The organism is Flavobacterium panacis (genome assembly GCF_024649945.1).
In the GTDB taxonomy this organism is placed as follows: Bacteria; Bacteroidota; Bacteroidia; order Flavobacteriales; family Flavobacteriaceae; genus Flavobacterium; species Flavobacterium panacis.
On the sequence record NZ_JANKMS010000017.1, the window covers coordinates 1 to 20985 of the forward strand.

General features: G+C 33.1%; 19 protein-coding genes. 12 read left to right on the forward strand and 7 right to left on the reverse strand.

Features of this window, described 5'->3' with window-relative positions; all coding sequences use genetic code 11:
* The first annotated feature begins 208 nt into the window (after nt 1-208).
* From mnmG to NQQ59_RS23865, 6 genes are all read left to right on the forward strand, one after another.
* Nucleotides 209-2080 (forward strand): tRNA uridine-5-carboxymethylaminomethyl(34) synthesis enzyme MnmG, encoded by a 1872-nt coding sequence (gene mnmG, locus NQQ59_RS23840; protein WP_144216439.1) that lies wholly within the window; start codon nt 209-211, stop codon nt 2078-2080.
* Between the two features lie 117 nt (nt 2081-2197).
* On the forward strand, nt 2198-2662 hold the full coding sequence (locus NQQ59_RS23845) for a GNAT family N-acetyltransferase (protein ID WP_144216441.1): 465 nt from the start codon (nt 2198-2200) through the stop codon (nt 2660-2662).
* Between the two features lie 85 nt (nt 2663-2747).
* Nucleotides 2748-3596, forward strand: a complete 849-nt coding sequence (locus NQQ59_RS23850) for a class I SAM-dependent methyltransferase (protein ID WP_144216443.1) — start codon at nt 2748-2750, stop codon at nt 3594-3596.
* 235 nt (nt 3597-3831) lie between these two features.
* Nucleotides 3832-4416, forward strand: a complete 585-nt coding sequence (locus NQQ59_RS23855; RefSeq protein WP_144216445.1) for an OmpH family outer membrane protein — start codon at nt 3832-3834, stop codon at nt 4414-4416.
* A gap of 103 nt (nt 4417-4519) precedes the next feature.
* Entirely contained in the window at nt 4520-6799 is a 2280-nt protein-coding gene (locus NQQ59_RS23860; RefSeq protein ID WP_144216447.1) for a helix-turn-helix domain-containing protein, read from the forward strand.
* 79 nt (nt 6800-6878) lie between these two features.
* Nucleotides 6879-7640, forward strand: coding sequence for a hypothetical protein (locus NQQ59_RS23865; RefSeq protein WP_144216449.1), 762 nt, complete (start codon nt 6879-6881; stop codon nt 7638-7640).
* 63 nt (nt 7641-7703) lie between these two features.
* Here NQQ59_RS23865 and NQQ59_RS23870 read toward each other — a convergent pair whose 3' ends face one another.
* Nucleotides 7704-8675 carry an HU domain-containing protein gene (locus tag NQQ59_RS23870; protein ID WP_144216451.1) on the reverse strand — a complete coding sequence of 324 codons (972 nt, stop codon included), beginning with the start codon at nt 8673-8675 and terminating at the stop codon, nt 7704-7706.
* Nucleotides 8676-8912: 237 nt separating this feature from the next.
* Here NQQ59_RS23870 and dprA point away from each other — a divergent pair, with 237 nt between their 5' ends.
* Nucleotides 8913-10013, forward strand: coding sequence for a DNA-processing protein DprA (gene dprA / locus NQQ59_RS23875; RefSeq protein WP_144216453.1), 1101 nt, complete (start codon nt 8913-8915; stop codon nt 10011-10013).
* Between the two features lie 263 nt (nt 10014-10276).
* On the opposite strand, the gene trpS is transcribed toward dprA, so the two are convergent.
* Both trpS and NQQ59_RS23885 read right to left on the reverse strand, forming a co-directional pair.
* Nucleotides 10277-11251 (reverse strand): tryptophan--tRNA ligase, encoded by a 975-nt coding sequence (gene trpS / locus NQQ59_RS23880; RefSeq protein WP_144216455.1) that lies wholly within the window; start codon nt 11249-11251, stop codon nt 10277-10279.
* Between the two features lie 187 nt (nt 11252-11438).
* On the reverse strand, nt 11439-11816 hold the full coding sequence (locus NQQ59_RS23885; RefSeq protein ID WP_144216457.1) for a GxxExxY protein: 378 nt from the start codon (nt 11814-11816) through the stop codon (nt 11439-11441).
* A gap of 246 nt (nt 11817-12062) precedes the next feature.
* On the opposite strand from NQQ59_RS23885, the gene NQQ59_RS23890 reads away from it, so the two are divergent.
* Nucleotides 12063-12809 carry a lysophospholipid acyltransferase family protein gene (locus NQQ59_RS23890; RefSeq protein WP_144216461.1) on the forward strand — a complete coding sequence of 249 codons (747 nt, stop codon included), beginning with the start codon at nt 12063-12065 and terminating at the stop codon, nt 12807-12809.
* A 557-nt stretch (nt 12810-13366) separates the two neighbouring features.
* Here NQQ59_RS23890 and recA read toward each other — a convergent pair.
* The 4 genes from recA to NQQ59_RS23910 all read right to left on the reverse strand — a co-directional run bounded on the left by recA (nt 13367) and on the right by NQQ59_RS23910 (nt 16660).
* Nucleotides 13367-14374, reverse strand: a complete 1008-nt coding sequence (gene recA, locus NQQ59_RS23895) for a recombinase RecA (RefSeq protein ID WP_125718440.1) — start codon at nt 14372-14374, stop codon at nt 13367-13369.
* A gap of 143 nt (nt 14375-14517) precedes the next feature.
* Nucleotides 14518-15027 carry an acyl-CoA thioesterase gene (locus NQQ59_RS23900; RefSeq protein WP_012023073.1) on the reverse strand — a complete coding sequence of 170 codons (510 nt, stop codon included), beginning with the start codon at nt 15025-15027 and terminating at the stop codon, nt 14518-14520.
* A 92-nt stretch (nt 15028-15119) separates the two neighbouring features.
* Nucleotides 15120-15503: a DoxX family protein gene (locus tag NQQ59_RS23905; RefSeq protein ID WP_144216463.1), complete on the reverse strand. Its 384-nt coding sequence runs from the start codon at nt 15501-15503 to the stop codon at nt 15120-15122.
* An 8-nt stretch (nt 15504-15511) separates the two neighbouring features.
* On the reverse strand, nt 15512-16660 hold the full coding sequence (locus tag NQQ59_RS23910) for a DNA polymerase III subunit (RefSeq protein WP_144216465.1): 1149 nt from the start codon (nt 16658-16660) through the stop codon (nt 15512-15514).
* Between the two features lie 434 nt (nt 16661-17094).
* On the opposite strand from NQQ59_RS23910, the gene NQQ59_RS23915 reads away from it, so the two are divergent.
* From NQQ59_RS23915 to sprC, 4 genes are all read left to right on the forward strand, one after another.
* Nucleotides 17095-17547, forward strand: a complete 453-nt coding sequence (locus NQQ59_RS23915; RefSeq protein WP_144216467.1) for a hypothetical protein — start codon at nt 17095-17097, stop codon at nt 17545-17547.
* Between the two features lie 186 nt (nt 17548-17733).
* Nucleotides 17734-19023 (forward strand): hypothetical protein, encoded by a 1290-nt coding sequence (locus NQQ59_RS23920; RefSeq protein ID WP_144216469.1) that lies wholly within the window; start codon nt 17734-17736, stop codon nt 19021-19023.
* Nucleotides 19024-19128: 105 nt separating this feature from the next.
* Entirely contained in the window at nt 19129-19530 is a 402-nt protein-coding gene (locus NQQ59_RS23925) for a hypothetical protein (RefSeq protein ID WP_144216471.1), read from the forward strand.
* Complete coding sequence (gene sprC / locus NQQ59_RS23930; protein ID WP_144216473.1) at nt 19527-20984, forward strand: gliding motility protein SprC; 1458 nt, start codon at nt 19527-19529, stop codon at nt 20982-20984. Before NQQ59_RS23925 ends, sprC begins: the two co-directional genes overlap by 4 nt.
* Nucleotide 20985 lies beyond the last annotated feature (1 nt).

Sequence of the window (20985 nt, forward strand, 5' to 3'; positions counted from 1 at the left end):
GTTTGAAGATTCTAGTTTGAAGATTCTAGTTTGAAGATTCTAGTTTGAAGATTCTAGTTTGAAGATTCTAGTTTGAAGATTCTAGTTTGAACTTGAAATATGAAACCTCAAACCTGAAACAAAAAGAATACGTTCCACGTGGAACAAGAAAAATATAAATGTAATTCTAGAAACCGCGTTAGCGGTTTTTGGAGAATAATAAAACAAAATGTTTTTAGAAGAATATGATGTAATTGTGGTTGGTGCAGGCCATGCTGGTTCTGAAGCTGCGGCTGCGGCTGCAAATTTGGGATCGAAAACTTTATTGGTTACAATGAGTTTGCAAAACATTGCACAGATGTCATGCAATCCTGCGATGGGAGGAATTGCAAAAGGACAGATCGTTCGTGAAATTGATGCGCTTGGAGGATATTCAGGAATTGTTTCAGATAAGACTGCAATCCAATTCAAAATGTTGAACAAATCAAAAGGACCTGCAATGTGGTCGCCGAGAGTTCAAAGTGATAGAATGCGTTTCGCAGAAGAATGGAGAATGATGTTGGAGGGAACTCCAAATTTAGATTTTTACCAAGAAATGGTAAAAGGATTAATTATTGAAAACGGAAAGATAAAAGGAATTAGAACTTCACTTGGTGTGGAGATTCGTTCCAAATCTGTTGTTTTGACAAATGGTACTTTTTTAAATGGTTTAATTCATATTGGAGAAAAACAATTCGGAGGAGGAAGAGCAGGAGAAAGTGCTGCAACCGGAATTACAGAAGATTTGATCAAAGCAGGTTTTGAAGCTGGAAGAATGAAAACAGGAACGCCACCTCGAGTAGATGGACGTTCTTTAGATTATTCTAAAATGAACGAAGAAAAAGGAGATGCAAAGCCAGATAAATTTTCTTATTCAGATGTGACTTCTCCGTTAACGCATCAACGTTCTTGTTACATGACATACACGTCTTTGAACGTTCATGATATTTTGAGAGAAGGATTTGATCGTTCTCCAATGTTCAACGGAAGAATCAAAAGTTTAGGTCCGAGATATTGTCCTTCAATTGAAGATAAAATAAATCGTTTTGCAGATAAAGAGCGTCATCAATTATTTGTTGAGCCAGAAGGATGGAATACTTGTGAAGTTTATGTAAACGGATTTTCAACTTCACTTCCAGAAGATATCCAATTTAAAGCGCTTCGTTCGGTAGCAGGTTTTGAGAACGTAAAATTCTTTAGACCTGGTTATGCTATCGAATATGATTTCTTTCCGCCGACACAATTGAAACATACGTTGGAAACGAAGTTAGTTGAAGGATTGTATTTTGCTGGACAAATTAATGGAACAACAGGATATGAAGAAGCAGCTTCTCAAGGTTTGATGGCCGGAATAAATGCACACTTGAAAGTTCACGAAAAAGATCCATTAATTTTAAAACGTGATGAAGCATATATCGGAGTTTTAATTGATGACTTGATTACGAAAGGAACAGAAGAACCATATCGTATGTTTACATCAAGAGCAGAATACAGAACATTGTTGCGTCAAGATAATGCCGATTTCAGATTGACTCCAATGTCATACGAAATTGGTTTAGCTTCTGAAGCTCGTTTGCGACGAATGGAAAAGAAACTTAACGAGTCTGAAAAGATGGTTTCCTTCTTCAAAGAAACAAGTGTAAGTGTTGCAGAAACGAATCCAATTTTGGAAGCAAAAGAATCTGCGCCAATTTCTCAAGGTGATAAAATGTTCAAGATTTTCTCTCGTCCGCAAATTGAATTGGAAGATATGTTGGAATTTGAAAAAGTTTCAGCTTATATCGAAGAGAATCAGCTTGACGAAGAAATTGTAGAGCAAGCCGTAATTCAGGTGAAATATTCTGGATATATCGAAAAGGAAAGAAATAATGCAGACAAGTTGAATCGTTTGGAAGAAGTAAAAATTCCAGACAATTTTGATTATAACAAAATCAAATCAATGTCAATTGAAGCAAAACAGAAATTAAGCAAGATTCGTCCTGTAACCATTTCTCAAGCTTCAAGAATCAGCGGAGTATCACCAAGTGATATTTCCGTGCTTTTGATTTATATGGGAAGATAGAAAAAGTTTGCAGTCGCAGTGCTCAGTATTCAGGTTTTTCCTGAGACTGAAGACTGCGACTGAATACTTAGAAATGTTCCACGTGAAACCTTTTTATAAAAATTATATCAAATCAATATGAAAGTTGTACAAAAAGATATTTTTTCGAAAGAAGAAAAGAAACAATTGTGGCAACTTCGTAACAATGAATATCCAATTCAATTTGGGCATGAAACTTTTGAAGAGTTTGAGTTATATTGTAACTCAATTGCGGAGCAAAAGAATTATATGTTGATTGATGATGAAAATAAAATTCAAGGTTGGGCTTATACCTTTTTTCGTGATAATGAAATTTGGTTTGCAATTATGTTGAATTATCAATTTCAAGGAAAAGGATACGGAAGAATTCTATTAGAAGAATTAAAAAAGAATAATACAGATTTGAATGGTTGGGTTATCGATCATGAAAATGATGTAAAAAGAAATCATCAGAAATATATTTCGCCTGTGCAGTTTTATATTTTAAATGATTTTTCTGTTTTAGAAAATTCGAGAATTGAAAACGAGAAAATTTCAGCTGTAAAGATAAACTGGAGAATATAACAAAAAGTAAAATAAAAATCCTAAAAACGAAATTATATCGTTTTTAGGATTTGCTATAAATTAAACCAATACTATAATTTTAAAAATGGACGTTTTAAACAAAAAACACTTTCTTACCGTAAAAGACCATTCTGTTTCAAAAGAAATTTTCGATTTGTATTATGATGAAGAATTAGACATGTTGATTACTTCTCCACAACCTGAACTTCAAAATTTGGGTAAATACTATGAAAGTGAAGATTATATTTCGCATACAGATAACAAACGTTCCTTATTTGAAAAAGCCTATCATTTTGTAAAAAATATTGCCCTTCAAAATAAGTTAAATCTAATAAATGCAGAACAACCACAAAAAGGCAAATTGTTGGATATTGGTGCTGGAACAGGAGATTTTCTTTTAACAGCAAAAAATAATGGTTGGGAAACGATTGGAGTAGAACCGAGCGATCGCGCAAAGAATATTGCAAAGCAAAAAGGAATTTCATTTGTAGAAGAAATTAGCGCTTTAGAAAATCATTCTTTGGATGTAATTACAATGTGGCATGTTTTGGAACATGTTCCAGATTTGGAACATCAGATCCAGGAATTGAAGCGTTTATTAAAACCAACTGGAACATTAATTGTTGCGGTTCCAAATTATAAATCTTTTGATGCCAACCATTATCAAACGTTTTGGGCTGCTTATGATGTACCGATTCACTTTTGGCATTTTTCAAAAAAATCGATTCAAGTGCTTTTTGAAAGAGTAGATATGAAATTGGAAAAAATACTTCCAATGAAGTTTGATTCGTTTTATGTGAGTCTTTTATCTGAAAAATATAAAACAGGAAAAATGAATTATATTAAAGCTTTTTTAGTTGGTTTGAAATCAAATTGGAAAGCAAAAAGTTCAAAAGAATATTCATCTCATATTTATGTTTTGAAAAATAAATAAAATAGTAAATCATACTAAAAAGCCATTTCATTCGTTTCTGATGAAATGGCTTTTTTATTTTATAAAATCGTTGAAAAATACTGATTTCATTGCAATAGCGACGGATTATTGCTATTATTTTTTCTATAAATAAAATCAATATCATAAAATTTGTGCATTTTTTAAAGTTTATGTTAATCCTATTGAATTTTTTATATTTTTGTCTTTCATACTTAAAAAAATAGAATTTAAAAAAATGAAAAAAGCATTAGTTATTATCGCACTTTCAGTTTTCGCAGTTTCTTGTAACAAAACAGCAGAGGTAAAGGAAGTAAAAACAGCTTACGTGGATACTTCGGTTTTGATGAAAGAATACACTGAGGCAAAAGATTTAGAGGCAAAGTACAAAGCTCAAGCGGAAGAAAAAGGTAGACAATTACAAGCTGAGATTTCACGTTTTAAACAAGACGCTGCTAGTTTTCAAAGCCAAGCACAAGCAAACGGTCAAGCTTGGGCACAGCAAAGAGGAGCTGAATTGCAAAAAAGAGAGCAGCAATTAGGTTATGCTCAACAAGCATTAGCACAACAACTACAACAAGAAAGCGGTGTAGAAATGGATTCTCTTGTTAGTGGAGTTAAAAAATTCATCAAAGAATACGGAAAGAAAAATGGTTACTCTTACATCTACGGGACAGGAGATGCTGCAACTGTTTTGTATGCTGAAGACAAATATGATATCACAAAAGAGATTATCAAAGAATTAAACGATAAGTACAAAGCAGCACCTAAAGCAGATGCAAAACCAGCAGCTGAAACTAAAGAAGGTGAAGCAAAAAAATAAAAAACTACCAAACTAACTAAATTACTGAAAACCTAAATCCACTAAGATTTAGGTTTTTTCTTTTTATAAAAATGCGGTAATTTTATTATTTAATACAGGCCAAATGCAAAACGTTTCAGAAGCGGCAGCTTACACTTTACAATTCATCAATCAAACGCAAAAATCTATTTTCCTCACGGGAAAAGCAGGAACTGGAAAAACTACGCTTTTACGCGAAATCATTGCAACAACACACAAAAATACTGTAGTGGTAGCACCAACCGGAATCGCCGCTTTGAATGCGGGCGGTGTTACGATTCATTCGATGTTTCAATTACCATTTTCTGCATTTATCCCTTCGTACGATGCGAGTGCACAATTCACAGAAACGGTGAAGTTCGAAAACAAAGAGTCTTTGCGTCGTCATTTTAAAATGAACAATGTAAAACGAAATGTTATCAAAAACATGGAGTTACTTGTGATTGATGAAGTCAGTATGATGCGTGCCGATTTGTTGGATGCAGTAGATTTCATGATGCAGACCGTTCGAAGAAACACTCAGCCTTTTGGTGGAGTTCAAGTTTTGTTTATTGGAGACTTGCTTCAATTGCCGCCGGTAATTCGCGATGAAGAATGGAGAACGCTCAAAAATTATTACCGTGGAAAATTCTTTTTCCATTCTCATGTTCTGCAAACGTATCCGCCGATTTATATCGAATTGTCAAAAATTTATCGCCAGACCGACGATGCTTTTATCTCGGTTTTGAACAATCTTCGAAATAATCAGATCACTCCAGAAGACATAGCTATTCTAAATCAGTATGTTAAGCCTGATTTTGACTTCAAAGAGAACAAAGGATATATCACGCTGACAACGCATAATGCGAAAGCGGATGCTATCAACTCACAGTCAATCAATGATTTAGATGGTAAAGAATACGTTTATACGCCATTTGTTGTGGGAGACTTTCCAGAAAAGATCTTTCCTGTTGAAGAAGAACTGAAATTGAAAGTAGGAGCACAGATTATGTTTGTCAAAAATGACTTGTCTTTTGAGAAAAGATATTTCAACGGAAAGATGGGCGTAATCAAATCCCTTTCAGACGAAGAAATCTTTGTTCACTTTCCGGAAGAGAATATGACACTCGAAGTTGAAAAATACGAATGGAAAAATATCCGATACAAAGTCAACGAACAAACCAAAGATATTGAAGAAGAAGTTTTAGGAACTTTTGCTCATTACCCGATCAAACTGGCATGGGCGATTACAGTGCATAAAAGCCAAGGTTTAACTTTTGACAAAGCAGCGCTCGATGTATCGCAAGTTTTTCTCCCTGGACAAGCCTATGTAGCACTTTCGCGTTTACGTTCGTTAAACGGGCTTATTTTGCTTTCTCCGATGCAGATGAATGGTATTTCCAACGACCAAGATGTGATGGATTACGCTTTGAATAGAGCAACGGAAGAAACTTTAGAGAAAGCACTTCACTTTGAAACTAAAAATTTTATTCATAACTATTTGGTTAACAGTTTTAATTGGGGAGAATTGGCTCAGGAATGGCGAAATCATCGTTTTAGTTATAACGAAAATGCGGCAGGTTCCGAAAAAGCGAAACACGCAGTTTGGGCACATAAACGAATGGAAATTATTGAGCAGCTTTTAGACCCTTCGCAGAAATTCATTGCGCAACTCAACAAAATTTTCATCAAAGAAACGGTCGATTTGTTTTTTGTGAAAGAAAGGGTAGATGCTGCCTATGATTATTTCTTCAAGCAAATGGACAAATTGGTCGATGATCTGATTTACAAAATAGCTGAAATTCAAAAATTTAAAAAAGTAAAAGAGTTCTACGAAGAGCTTAATTTTTTAGAAGATCTCCAAACTAAAGCAGTTTTGCGATTGATGAAAGCCAAGTTATTGATTGAAGTTGTCGTTGCTGGTGAAGAAATCAGTAAAGAAAAGCTAACGTCGCAAAATATCAAAAATTACAAAACTAACAAAGCAGAAAGAATAAGAGAAGAGCTGAGAACAACAAATACAGACATTTTTAGGACCGAAGAACCTGTTATTCGATACAAATCAACCAAGACGGAGAAAAACGAGCTTAAAACGTCTAAAAAAACGACAGTCGAAGAAACATATGATTTGTGGCTAGACAAAAATTCGGTTGAAGATATTGCAAGAATGAGAAAATTAAACGTTCAGACTATTGAAGGACATTTGATCAAATTGATTCAGGCGAAAAAAATCGAAATTGGCGATGTTCTGCCGTATGATAAAATTTTGGCTTTAAGAGAAGCGTTCCAATTTTATCAAGAAGAATCTTTGAGTCCTTTGAAAGAAAAATATGGAGATGAATTTACCTGGGATGAATTAAAAATGTTCAAAGCAAGTATCAATTAATTTTTATGAACGTCCTACCTGAAACAATACTTTTTGTTTTTCAAAGTTTTAAATAATAATGCATTAACTCAATTTTGATATGAAAAATATAAAAATATTTCTTGCTATTCTGATCTTATGTTCTCCACTTTTGCATGCGCAAGATTTGAAACCAGAGTATCAAAAATTTATTTCTAAGTTTATTTTGGAAGTTAAAACAGGAGACAAAGAAGCGATTTCGAAACGAATAAAATTTCCTTTTAAAAGGGATTATCCAATTCCTTCGGTAAAAGACAAGGCTGATTTTATAAAAAGATACAACCAAATTTTTGATAAAGTTTTGATTGAGAAAATTACAAAATCGGATCCTGAAAAAGATTGGTCAGAAGTAGGTTGGCGCGGAATCATGCTGAATCGAGGAGATATGTGGATAGATATTGATGGAAGAATTATTAGCATCAACAACCAATCGGAAGAAGAATTAAAACTGAAAAATTCGTTAATCGCGAAACAGAAAAAAAGCGTAAATACTTCTATTTCAAATTTTAAAGAACCCGTTGCTATTTTGGAAACTTCCAAATTCAGAATTAGAATCGATGATTTAGGAAATGATAATTATCGCTACGCTTCCTGGTCAATCAAAAAGAAAATGACGGATACTCCAGATCTTGTAATCGAAAAAGGGATTTTTGTAGCAGACGGAACAGGAGGAAACCACTATTACGAATTCAAAAAAGGGAATTTTAAATACCAATGTTATTTTATTGTTTTGGGCGAAAAAGACTCGCCACCAGCAGTATTAACAGTTTCGCAATCTGGAAAAGAAATTCTTTCTCAGACTGCTAAAATTGTTTCACGATAAACATTTAAAAATAAGTTTGAAGCAAAAAAAAATCCGATTCTTTTGAATCGGATTTTTTAATTTTTATAGATTTTCAACCAAAATCCAAGCATCTGGATTTTCGCCTTTTTGTATTTCTCTTTGAGCTTGTTCAGCTTCTTTCATTGTAGCATAACTTCCGTACAAAACAGGAAATAAGCCGTGTTTATTTTCTCCAAGCATTCTAGCTTTGAAACCATCTTTAATCAATTGGTTATAAGCTTTTCTTGCATTTTGTTCACTTCTAAATGCTCCAGCCATAATGTGATAAGGCATCGTCGGTTCAGCAGTTTCAACTTTAGCAGAATCTACAGAAAGTGTTACTGCAGGAAGTGGACTTTTGATAAAGAAAGTAGCCTCTTGAATTTTATTTTGAACTTTTTTCTGAACTGCCTGTTCTACAACAAGTGTTTGGTTGTCAATTTGATTTTGGTATAATGGATAACCGATACTTCCTGTAATTCCAAGTCCTAAAACAAGAATTGCAGCATAACGCAAGAAAGGATTTGAAGACTTAGTTTCTTCGTCATTAGAATCTAATAAAACAACGTCTTTTTCTTTTGCAGCAATCTTTTCGATTTTTTTCTCGAAAACCTCTTTTTTCACCATTGGAGAAACAAAAGGACTTAATCCAAAAGAAGTTGCCAGATAATTGGTCTGATCGTTTGGCGTGAAAATAATATTGCTTTCAGAGTTTAAACGCAATTCTCCAATATTTTTTAAAGAAATTACGCCATCTTCTTCTAATGTTTTTTTCCAGTTTAAAACTTCAAATGCAATAGCACTTACAGCAAAACCATAAGAAGTTTTTTCTGCTTGAGCGATATGATTTGCTAACAATCCGTCATTATTTTTTAAACGACTATTGAAAGAAAGTGTTTTTTTTGGAGGAAAAAACGAATTAGTACTTTGATTAAGTTGCGCTGAATGAATTTCGGTTAAAAACGCACCAAAACCTGGAACCGTTACACACTGATAACGATACAATAACTGAGAGATATATACTTCGATTTTCATAATAGCAAAGTTATGGAACGAGCATAGTTATCAAAATTTTATTCACAATTTTTATTAACAATTGAGTTTTATTTTTAGATTATTCTTTTTCAGATATTTAGAACTGTGTTTTTAGAAGAAGATAAATCTTATACAATTTTTGTAGTATATTTTATTAAGAAATTACTTTGTTTTATTGATATTTGCACTTCGAAAATGGTGAAAATATTTTTCTATTTTACATAATGTTTTAAGAAAATGAACGAACAGGAATTATTTTATCTTTTGGCTTTGCTAAAGATTGATGGAGTGGGAGATATAATCGGGAAAAAATTATTGAGTTCATTTGGTGATGCATCGTCCATTTTTAGAGCCAAAAGTAGTCAGCTTGCTGCAATAGATGGAGTTGGAACAGTTTTATTAAAAAATTTGAAAGATAAAAGCGTATTTGAAAAGGCCGAGAAAGAACTGTCTTTTATAGAAAATAACAAAATACAGGTTTCTTTTTTTCAGGATGAAAGTTATCCAGATCGCTTAAAACATTGTATTGATGCACCCATTTTAATTTTTACTGCGGGAAATATCGATTTTAAGAATAAAAGATTAATCAGCATTGTGGGTACACGGCAGATTACTTCTTATGGAATAGAATTTTGCCGAAAACTTATTGAAGATTTAGCGCCTTTAAATCCGGTTATTGTCAGCGGTTTTGCCTATGGAGTTGACATAGTTGCCCATCAGGCTGCAATGGATTATAATCTTCAGACGATTGGAGTTTTAGCTCATGGACTAAATCAGATTTATCCCAAATCTCACAAAAAGTACATGGCGAGGATGGAGGAAAATGGAGGTTTTATAACAGAGTTTTGGAGTGATTCTAATCCTGATAAAGAGAAGTTTGTTCGTCGAAACCGAATTGTAGCGGGAATGACCGAAGCAACAATTGTTATTGAATCTGCCGATAGAGGCGGATCACTCATTACAGCCAATATGGCAAATGAATATAATCGAGATGTTTTTGCTGTACCAGGAAGAGTTACTGATAAATTCAGTCAGGGTTGTAATAGTTTGATTAAAACACAGAAAGCAAACGTTTTAACTAATGCAGCTGATTTGGTCTATATGTTAAATTGGGATATCAAGGAAAAGCCAAAGACAATTCAGAAACAGCTTTTTGTTGAGTTGGAACCTGAAGAGCAAAAAATATATGATTTTTTACAATTAAACGGAAAGGAATTGCTTGATAGTATTGCAATTCAATGTGATTTCCCCATTTTTAAAATGTCTTCGATTTTAATTAATATGGAATTGAAAGGTGTTATAAGACCGCTTCCAGGAAAACTTTTTGAAGTAATTTAACGCAGAAAATCTTATTTTATTTTTTGGTAAAATGTTTATACAATCGATATAAAATGTATATCAGAAGTACTCCAAAAAAGATATTTAGGAGTTGAAATAAGTAGGATGGAACATCGTAGTTTTCAATATATTTATCCATCTTTTTTAAATTTAAAGGATTAATTTATATGAAGTTACGAAAAAATATTTGCCTTGAAATAAAAAACGTTGACCAATTTTAAACTGATCAACGTTTGTTTTTTGGTGTGAAAGTGAATTACGGTTTATTTTCCAAAACCAAGAACTTCTCTCACTTTTGCTAAAACACCATCAGCAATTACAGAAGCTTTTGAAGCGCCTTTTTTCAATAAAGCATCTACCTCTTCTAAGTTGTTGATGTAGTAATTATATTTCTCTCTTTCTGTTTTAAATTTTTCTGTAATCAATTCAAACAAAGCTTGTTTCGCATGACCATAACCATAATTTCCGCCTAAATAATTGGCTCTCATTTGGGCAATTTGTTCCTCGTTTCCTAACAGAGAATAAATAGCAAATGCATTACAAGTATCTGGATTTTTTGGATCTTCAAGTGGAGTACTATCTGTTTCAATACTCATGACTTGTTTGCGTAATGCTTTATCATCAAGAAAAATATTAATGATATTATTGGCAGATTTACTCATTTTTCCTCCGTTTGTTCCCGGAATCAACATAATGTTTTCCTGAATTTTTGCTTCAGGAAGCACAAACGTTTCACCCATTTGGTGATTGAAACGAGAAGCCACATCACGCGTAATTTCTAAATGCTGTAACTGATCTTTTCCAACTGGAACAAATTCAGCATCATACAATAAAATATCGGCAGCCATTAACATCGGATAAGTAAAAAGACCAGCGTTAACATCGTCTAAACGATCTGCTTTATCTTTAAAAGAATGTGCTAAAGTCAATCTTTGAAAAGGGAAGAAGCAGCTTAAATACCAGGTCAATTCAGTAGTTTGAACCACATCAGATTGTCTATAAAATGTTACTTTTTCAGGATTTAAACCACACGCAAGCCAAGCAGCTGCTGTACTGTAAGTATTGTCTCTTAAAGTTTTTCCGTCTTTAATCTGAGTAATTGAATGTAAATCAGCAATAAACAAATAAGATTCGTTTGCCGGATCATTTGATAATTCAATTGCCGGAATAATTGCTCCTAATAAATTTCCTAAATGTGGTGTTCCTGTACTTTGAACACCAGTAAGTATTTTTGCCATTCTCAATTTTTTACTAAATGCAAATGTCGTAATGTTTTTTCTAACCGCTAAGTAACGCGAAGATTTTTTTTGTTTGTTTTACGTTGTGTAGGTTACGCAGAGTTCGCGGAGTTATTTTCGCAGAGTACGCTGAGTTTTTTAGAGTTTTTATATTTTTTGGAGATCACAGAGATTATTTTAGATGGACTTATAAATTATTTGCAACTCTTCTGATTCCGTTTTTGAGGAGAGATTCATTGAAATTTATTAGTAATCCAAGTTTGTAATTACCTAATTTAATATAGGTTAAGGTTTGTGCTAGATGATTTACTGTGAGAGATTCAACGGCTTTAATTTCAATTACGAATTTGTTTTCAACCAATAAATCAATTCGATAACCGCAGTCTAATTGTATTTCTTCAAAGACCAAAGGCATCGGTTTTTCTTTCTCAACAATAAGTCCACATTGCTTGATTTTATAAAACAAACATTCTTTATAAACATTTTCCAACAATCCCGGCCCAAGTGTCCTATGAACTTGAATAGCTAAGCCAATTATGATTGTTGAGATTTCATTTTCATTCATGACAGATTTGTTATTTTAACGAATAATTTCGTATAAAAATATCAAAATTACTCAAGATGAGAAATCTTTTTTGAAAAAAAGATTAGAGACTTTCAAAAACTCTGTGAACTCATGCTTAAGCATTCTCTCAAAAAAAACTCAGCGTACTCTGCGAAAATAACTCCGCGTTCTCTGCGTAACAAAAAAGCAACAATTGTTTTATCCAACCAATAAAATTATCCATTTCTCTTTCTTACATTTGATTCTATGAAAATATTTAAAATTGCTTTTTGGATTCTTTGGCGCATTTGGTTTTACGTCTTAATGGCGGTTCCGATATTGATTATGTTGCCGTTTTTATTGATTTCTATTATTTCAGAAAAAGGATATCCGTATTTTTTTAAAATGGCCCGAATATGGGCAAAATTTATCCTTTTCGGAATGGGCTTTTATTATACCGTTAAACGCGAAGAAAAGCTTATTAGAGGCAAAAGTTACATGATTGTGGCCAATCATACCTCGATGACCGATATTATGCTTATGTTGGCCTTAATTAGAAATCCTTTTGTTTTTGTTGGGAAAAAGGAATTGGTAAAAATTCCTTTATTCGGATTTTTCTACAAAAGAACCTGTATTCTAGTGGATAGAAATTCATCCAAAAGTAAAAATGAAGTTTTCAAAAGAGCACAAAGTCGATTAAACCAAGGCCTAAGTATTTGTATTTTCCCTGAAGGCGGTGTTCCAGATGATGAAAGTATTTTGTTAGACGAGTTCAAAGATGGAGCTTTTAGATTGGCAATCGATCATCAAATTCCAATTGTTCCAATTGTTTTCCCAGATAATAAAGAACGTTTTTCGTATACTTTTTTAAGCGGAAGTCCTGGAAGAATGCGTGCGCGAATTCTTCCTTTTATAGAAACGAAAGGTGTAACCATTGATCATAGAAAAGAGCTTAAAGATCAGGTTAGAAGTTTAATATACAATGGTTTACTAGATTTTCAAAAAACAAAATAGACCAACATTCTGTAAATTTAAAAGCCGGTAGATTATTCAATCTACCGGCTTTTTTTGAATTAAAAACCCCCTATTTTTATTCAAAAGTTATCTGTGAATGATCTTTTCTGAAATAAAACGTAATACTTTTTTAAATTTCAATTTGGTTTTTCTTCGGTTTTTATTGTACAACAATTCCATTTTTTCTTTCATGGTTAAAAATATTAATGGTTGATAATAAAGAGTTTAATAGTAACTCAAGTTAACGTCACATTAGTATAGATGAAGAAAAACAAAAAAGGTTGCGTTGGAAAATAAAAAAAGTAAAAAAAATTTGATAAAAATCCGTTAGTACCCAATTACTAACGGATTTTAATTCAAATAACCAACCAATGTAAATTCTAAAAAAAACTCCAAATTGATATATGGCTTACCAATTTTGAGACCTGTTTTTTATATAGATGTTGGTTTCGTGAAAAGGTTGCGTCTGATTTTTACTTTTTTAAAAATAAAAAAAGTCCGATAGATTTTTATAATCTATCGGACTCAGAAATAGTCTTTTTTCAACTTATATCAAATTAAGCATTAGCTAATTCTTTGATATGTTCTTTAATCTTAATTTCCAGTTCTTCAGCAAGTTCTGGATTATCTTTAATCAAAGTTTTAACAGCGTCACGACCTTGTCCTAATTTAGTATCACCATAGCTAAACCAAGATCCTGCTTTTTTAACGATGTCAAATTCAACAGCTAAATCTAAGATTTCACCTGTTTTGGAAACTCCTTCTCCGTACATAATATCGAATTCAGCAGTTTTAAAAGGTGGCGCCACTTTGTTTTTAACAATTTTAACTTTTGTTCTGTTTCCAATTACGTTTTCACCGTCTTTAATTTGAGCAGAACGACGAATATCTAAACGAACAGAAGCGTAGAATTTTAATGCGTTACCTCCAGTTGTAGTTTCTGGATTTCCGAACATTACACCAATTTTCTCACGCAGCTGGTTGATAAAGAAAACAGTACAATTTGTTTTACTGATAGTTCCAGTAAGTTTTCTTAATGCTTGAGACATTAAACGTGCGTGAAGACCCATTTTAGAATCTCCCATTTCACCTTCAATTTCGCTTTTTGGAGTCAAGGCAGCAACAGAGTCAATAACCACAATATCAATAGCTCCAGAACGTATTAAGTTTTCAGCAATTTCTAATGCCTGCTCTCCGTTGTCTGGTTGAGAAATGATTAAATTCTCAATATCAACATTTAATTTTTCAGCATAGTTTCTATCAAATGCATGCTCCGCATCGATGAAAGCAGCGATACCACCAGCTTTTTGAGCTTCTGCAATTGCGTGAAGCGTCAAGGTAGTTTTTCCAGAAGATTCTGGACCATATATTTCAATAATTCTTCCTTTTGGGTAACCATTAACTCCAAGAGCTAAATCAACACCTAGTGAGCCAGAAGAAATCGTTTCTACTTCTACAATGGCTCTGTCGCCCATTTTCATTACGGTTCCTTTTCCGTAGGTTTTGTCAAGTTTATCAAGCGTTAATTGCAGCGCTTTTAATTTGGCTTCTTTGTCTGAACTCATTTTTTTCTAAATATCTAAATTATTATTTTGCTTTCCGGATAAAAATAAGAAAATTCTTCCGTAAAAATATTGATCTGTTTTACAATTTGTAAAATTACTTCTTTTTTCGAAGTTTGATTGTTCCAAATTGTCACAAAATCGTTCTATAGAAATAAAGCCTTTAATTCTGTCGCATCAGAAGGTTTTATCTTTCCTGCCAAAAGTAAACTCAATTGTTTACGACGAAGAGCAGCATCAAAACGCTGAATTTCAATTTCTGTTTCTGGAACAATTGGCGGTACTTCAACTGGTCTTCCCGTATCGTCTACAGCAACGAAAGTATAAATGGCTTCGTTTGCTTTTGTTCTATTTCCAGATTCGCGGTCTTCTACCCAGACATCAATAAATACTTCCATTGAACTTTTGAAGGATCTCGAAACTTTTGCTTCGACAGTTACAACGCTTCCAAGCGAAATTGCTCTGTTAAAAGCAACGTGATTTACAGAAGCTGTCACTACAATTCGGCGTGAATGTCTTCGGGCTGCAATACTTGCCGCGCGATCCATTCGGGCTAATAATTCGCCACCAAAAAGATTGTTTAAAGGATTAGTTTCGCTCGGTAAAACTAAGTCAGTTAAAATAGTTAGAGATTCTGAAGGATGTTTTGGATTCATTTTTTTGAATAATAAATTTGTTTTTGATGTCCAATCAATTGGACTTTTTTCGCCATAATAACTTTAGGCTTATTTTTAAAAAATTGAGGTTGTTAATTCAACCAATAAACAGCTATCACAGCTGGTATGAAATAGATCACAATGGTTCTCGCTCCATCATAATCTTTTGCTAGTCTTTGTCCGAAAAGCATCATTAACAAAGAAATACAAGAAAAAATGGCGCCATACAATCCAAATTCTCTTCCGTTATTTGTGAATAATTGAATTCCTCCAACAACACATAAAATTCCAGAAATTAATTCTACAATTAAAAGATGCATTAACGCCAACGGAACGTGATTTTTTAATTTCGTTTTAGAAAAATGTTCTTTAAGCCAGCTTACATTATCATTCCAGTAAAATATTTTTTCATAACCTGACTGTAAGAAAGTTAAAGCTAGAAAAGCTAAAATTAAGATTGAGGCAACATTGTTCATTTTGAAGTTTATTTTTTATGAATTAAACGAGTTAATTTGATTGATAAATCGGTTAGAATAATTTTTGCATTTCCGTTTCTTTCAATGTGATACATCGCATCTGAAAGTTCTTTAAATATTTCATGAATATTATTTCCATTAACAAAAGGAGCAAAATTTTCGAGTTTGAATTTATCCACCTTAGGCTCAATATAAACCAGACTTGATGCTTGGTAATTTAGCATAAGTGCTTGTCGGAACATCTCGATACAGTACTGGATAAATTTTTTCTGACTTTCACGTCCCAGCGTTGCAATTTGTTCACTCCAGGAAATTAAATCCTGAATGGCTGCAGCATTTCCTTTTGCTCTAAAAGCAGCACGAACCCAATTGACAAACCATTGCTCAAAAGGAAGATCATCGTCGTCTTCTTTCAACAAATGCAAGGCTTTATTAAAATTGCCTTGTGCCTGATGCGCAATTTTTTTGGCCAGATTCGGATCTGTATTTTCTTGCGAAACCAAAGCTTCGGCAATTACTTTTTCGGGAAGTCCATTAAAATGAATTACCTGACAACGCGAACGTATGGTTTGGATAATATCTTCTTCATTTTCAGAAATCAGAATAAACATGGTTTTTTCCGAAGGCTCTTCTAAAAGTTTCAAAAGTTTATTGGATGCGGCAATATTCATTTTATCGGCCATCCAGATAATCATTATTTTATATCCGCCTTCATAAGATTTTAGGGCAAGTGATTTTAAAACTTCCTGCGCATCTTCTACACGAATTTCTCCCTGTTTGTTTTGCACACCAAGAATTTTGTACCAGTCAAACAAACCTCCGTAAGGCATTTCTTGAATAAAACTGCGCCAGTCTTGAATAAAATCTAAACTTTTTGGTTTTGTTTTTACGTCTTCAGTTGTAACTGTCGGATAAATGAAATGGAGATCGGGATGAGAGATATTGTCAAACTTCAGATTGCAGGAATCGTTTCCGTTTGAATTTTCATCGTCTGTATTACCGCATAAAATGTATTGAGCATAAGCAATGGCAGTGATTAACGTGCCACTTCCTTCCGGACCAACGAACAATTGGGCATGTGGAATTCTACCAGAAGCAGCACTTTTTGTCAAGTGGCTTTTGATGTAATCTTGACCTAAAATTTGAGAAAATTGCATGGAACAAAGATAGAAGAAAATGATGTAGTCAAAAATTTTCGTGTTAAGATTATTTGTTACTGATAATTTTGAAATTGAAAATGCTTTTTGACGATTTTTTTAGTTCATCTTCAACACAATTTTGTTAATAAATGGCTCAAGATGAGCAGATATCAAGATGTTTTTGTTAATATTTTTTTTCGATAGAGCACTAAACGTAAGTTTTTTTTTATTATTTAAAAGAAAGAATTCGATTTGTTTATAGCGATAATCTTACGTATTTGATTTTAACGATTTTAACAAAAAGCACGTTAAAACGCACATTTTCTCGACATAAGACTGATTTTTAAGGTTTTTTTAAGGTTTTTTTTTGAAAAAATAAATCATTAAAGTTGGAGTTTAAGTTAATTTCTATATTTTTGTTTTTATCAACAACCAATTATAAATAAGAATCTATGAAAGGGAAAATTACTCTGCTAAGTGCACTTTTTATCTTAACTACTGCAGCCGTTTCGGCACAGGCTAAAAACGCGCCAAGAAGTATTATTAGTACAACAGCTCTTATTCGTAAATACCATGATCAAAAAGAATTAAGTGGTATGCAAAAAGGGGAACTTTTAGAGCTATACATTGAACGTATCAAAGTTTTAGTGAAAACTCTTCCTTACATTGCTTTGGTAACAAAACCTGGCGTTACTATGGCCGACCTTGGTATTCCAGACGATAACGATCACAAAAAAGTTTTAGATGCTCAGGCAGTTGGAACTTCAACTTTCTTAGATACTACGGTAGATTTTCAAAGAAAGATGATGCCTTACTCTGATAAATCAAATTTGATTGCAGCTATTTTATTTTACGAAAGTACATTGAAATCATTACACGAGTTCAACGATTTGAACGAAATGTAATAAATGATTAATTTTTTTTAAAACCTTTTTCAAAGTCTTTACGTAGATGGATAAAATCTAAGTGGATGCTTTTTAAAACAAAATAAAAAAAAAACTCATTCTCGAGTATTCTGACCCAGAAAACTCGAGAGGAGTTTTTTCGTTTACGCATACCCAAATTATTATTAAACCTAACACCCCCTTATCATGAAAAAAATTACTCAATTAATCTGCGTTCTTTTGACGGTTACGAGTATGAGTGCTCAACAAGAGAAAGGAATTATGGGCTACAACAATTGGTTGAATAACTGGACCGAATTTAAGCCTAACAAAGTGGACTATGGAGAAGCAAACCAAATTTTAGCAGGAAACATTTCTGTTAATACTAAATTGCTAAAAAGAAATATCTACGTTTTGCAAGGAAACGTATATGTTACAAACAATGCTGTTTTAACTATTGAACCAGGAACTTTAATTATTGGTGATTTCGAAACAAAAGGAACATTGGTAGTTACAAAAGGTGCGCAAATTATTGCAGATGGTTTAGAAACAGATCCAATCGTATTTACTTCAAACCGCAGCATGAAAAAAGCTGGAGACTGGGGTGGAGTTGTAGTTCTTGGAGATGCTCCAATTAACAAATTCGGAAACGTAGGTTCTTACAACCTTGATCTTGATCCGACTCTTACTACTTATGGTGGAGACAATGTTGCATCAAACTCTGGAATTTTAAGATTTGTTAGAATCGAATTCGCAGGTAAAAAAGTGAAAGGTGCAGATACTTTTAATGGTTTAACTGTTGCTGGAGTTGGTAGCAAAACAATTATCGACAACGTAATGGTAAGCTATTCTGGAGGTGACTCATTTGCTTTCTTCGGAGGTGATGTGAATGCTTCTAAATTAGTTTCTTATAAATCTATCAACGACGACTTTAAATTTACACAAGGTGTTCAATGTCGTTTATTCAACTCTTTAGCAGTTAGATCTTCTTACTTATCTAGTAACAAAGACGGATCTCGTTGTATGGAGGTGAAATCTTATGAGAAAAAGAACGAAACTGACTTTACAAAAAAACAAACTCTTGTAGCTGCTACAAATATTACTATGCTTAATGACAGTGAAAATATCAAAGCTGATATCCAAGCTGGTTTAGTTAAAGAATGTGTTTATGTTGCAGAAACAGCTTCTCTTGAATTAAAACGTAGCGTAATCTCTGGATTTAATCCTGCTGTTTTATTAGACAGTAAAATTGAGATCAACGATGCTAATCTTAAGAAAATCAAATTTGAAGAAATGTACTTTAACTTATGTAACGGAAACATCTTTACAGAGTATAATTCTAACAATGAAGATTTAGAGAGCTGGTATGGAAATAGCGTATTCTTTAACGTTTATTCTCAAAGTAGTAACAATGAAACATTCATTGACATTGCGAATCCTAAAAAACCAGATTACAGATTACAGTTAGGAAAAATCACGGCTTCAAGCGGCAAATAGATAAATAGATTTCGATTTTTATTTCCACGCGTAAATTTTATTAATAAAGTCCCCAGACACAATTTATGTACGTCTACAACGGACCCAAATAAAGATCAAAACATAATGGTATCTACAAGAAAATATTTTTTAAATATAATATTTTTGGTTGCGCCTATTTTAACAGTTTGTGCCCAGAATACAGCAGAAAAATCTACTAAAGCTGATTCTGATAGTTGTACAACGTTTATTAGCGTAAATCAGAAGAATACAAATAATGCTGTAGTAAACAGCAGTTCAGACAATATTAATCAGTTTATAGTAGGGATGTCCACCCCCAAGGACAGCCTTACTATAGCAGCTGAACCTAATACAGTATCAAACGATTGTAAAGAAGATTCATCTCTTACAGCAACTTCGATTCTTGCAAAAGATATTATCGAAAACTATAAGTATGATTTTTCAGAAACATTCATAGATATTTTGTTTTTTGAGCGTATAGATTTAGCCAGAACACGCACTATATGATTCAAAAAATTACTTTATCTTTTACCAAATTATTAATTTTATTCGGCATGCTATTTTTTGCTGAATCAAATTGTTATGCCCAGGTTAAATCAATAAATCCGCAAGTTTTAGACTTTGACAGAATTTGTGCTGGGCCTGGTGGTAATGAATATAGTGCAACATTTACTTACAGTGGATTTCCTGCAGAAACAGTTTTTGTGGTGGAACTTTCTACAAATAATTTCAGTAGTATAATCACTGCTAATACAATTTCAGTATCAGATCCTGCGACTAATCAGAAAAGAATACTTTTTTCTGTTCCTACAGATCTCCCAGGATCTGATACTTATAGTTTAAGAGTTTCTACTACAGGTTTTTCAAGTAGTAAATTTGTTTCTTTTGGACTTAAAAATTCTTTCCCAATTTATTACAGAGCACATGATAGACAATATACCATTAATAACTTTAGTGGTACTGCGGCATTTTGTGCAGGAGGCAGTTATGTGTTAACAATAGATCCTGATTCTACCACTCCTGTAAATGATTCTCCATTAAAATATAAATTTCTGACTTATAACTGGTATAGAGATAACGGAGCAACAACACTTCCAACTTTAGTTGCAGGTGCTTCCGGACCTAGCTATACAGTTACTTCTCCTGGGATTTATTATGTAGAAACAAATTATGGTACTTGTACTTCTGGATCTTATTCGAATCGTGTTACTGTGACATCTGCAGCTTCTGGTTCTTCAGTTACCATAGAATCAAGCTTAGGAAACCCATTTTGTGCCAGCGGATCTGGTACTGTTTTAACAGCTACTTCGGGAAATAGTTATGTATGGAGAAAGGATGGTACTGTAATTACAGGAGCTACTACTCGTACTTATTCTACAAACGAATCTGGAATTTATACAGTTGATGTTGATTTTGGTGGATGTAAAGCAACAGGAACAATCGATCTTAAAAGCAATGGTTTTGATGCGAGCATTGATGTTGAAGATGGTTACAAATTAAGTGAAGGAGAAACTTTAAACGTAAATATTACTACAGATGCTGCGGCCCCGACTTTTGAGTGGTATTTAAACAATAATCTTATTTCTGGTGAAACCGGAAGTTCGTATGTAGTTTCTGTTAAAGGGAATTATAAAGTAAAAATTTCTCAGGTATCTGGATGTACCGCAAGTAAGGAGTTCTCTTTTAGAATTAATGGAGATTCTGGCCCTTCAAGTGTTATTCCGAATATCATAAAATTAAGTGGAATGAACCCATATTGGAATATTCCTGATGAGTACAAAAATGCCTCAACTAAAGTAATGATCATCAGTTCAAATGGAGATATGGTTTTGGACGTTGTAAATTATCAAGGCGATTGGCCTCAAAGCAATATAGATTTTAAAAATGTAAATCCCGTTTATTACTATGTCATTCAGTCGGACACAGGTGAAAAAAAAGGATCAATAACTGTTATAAAATAAT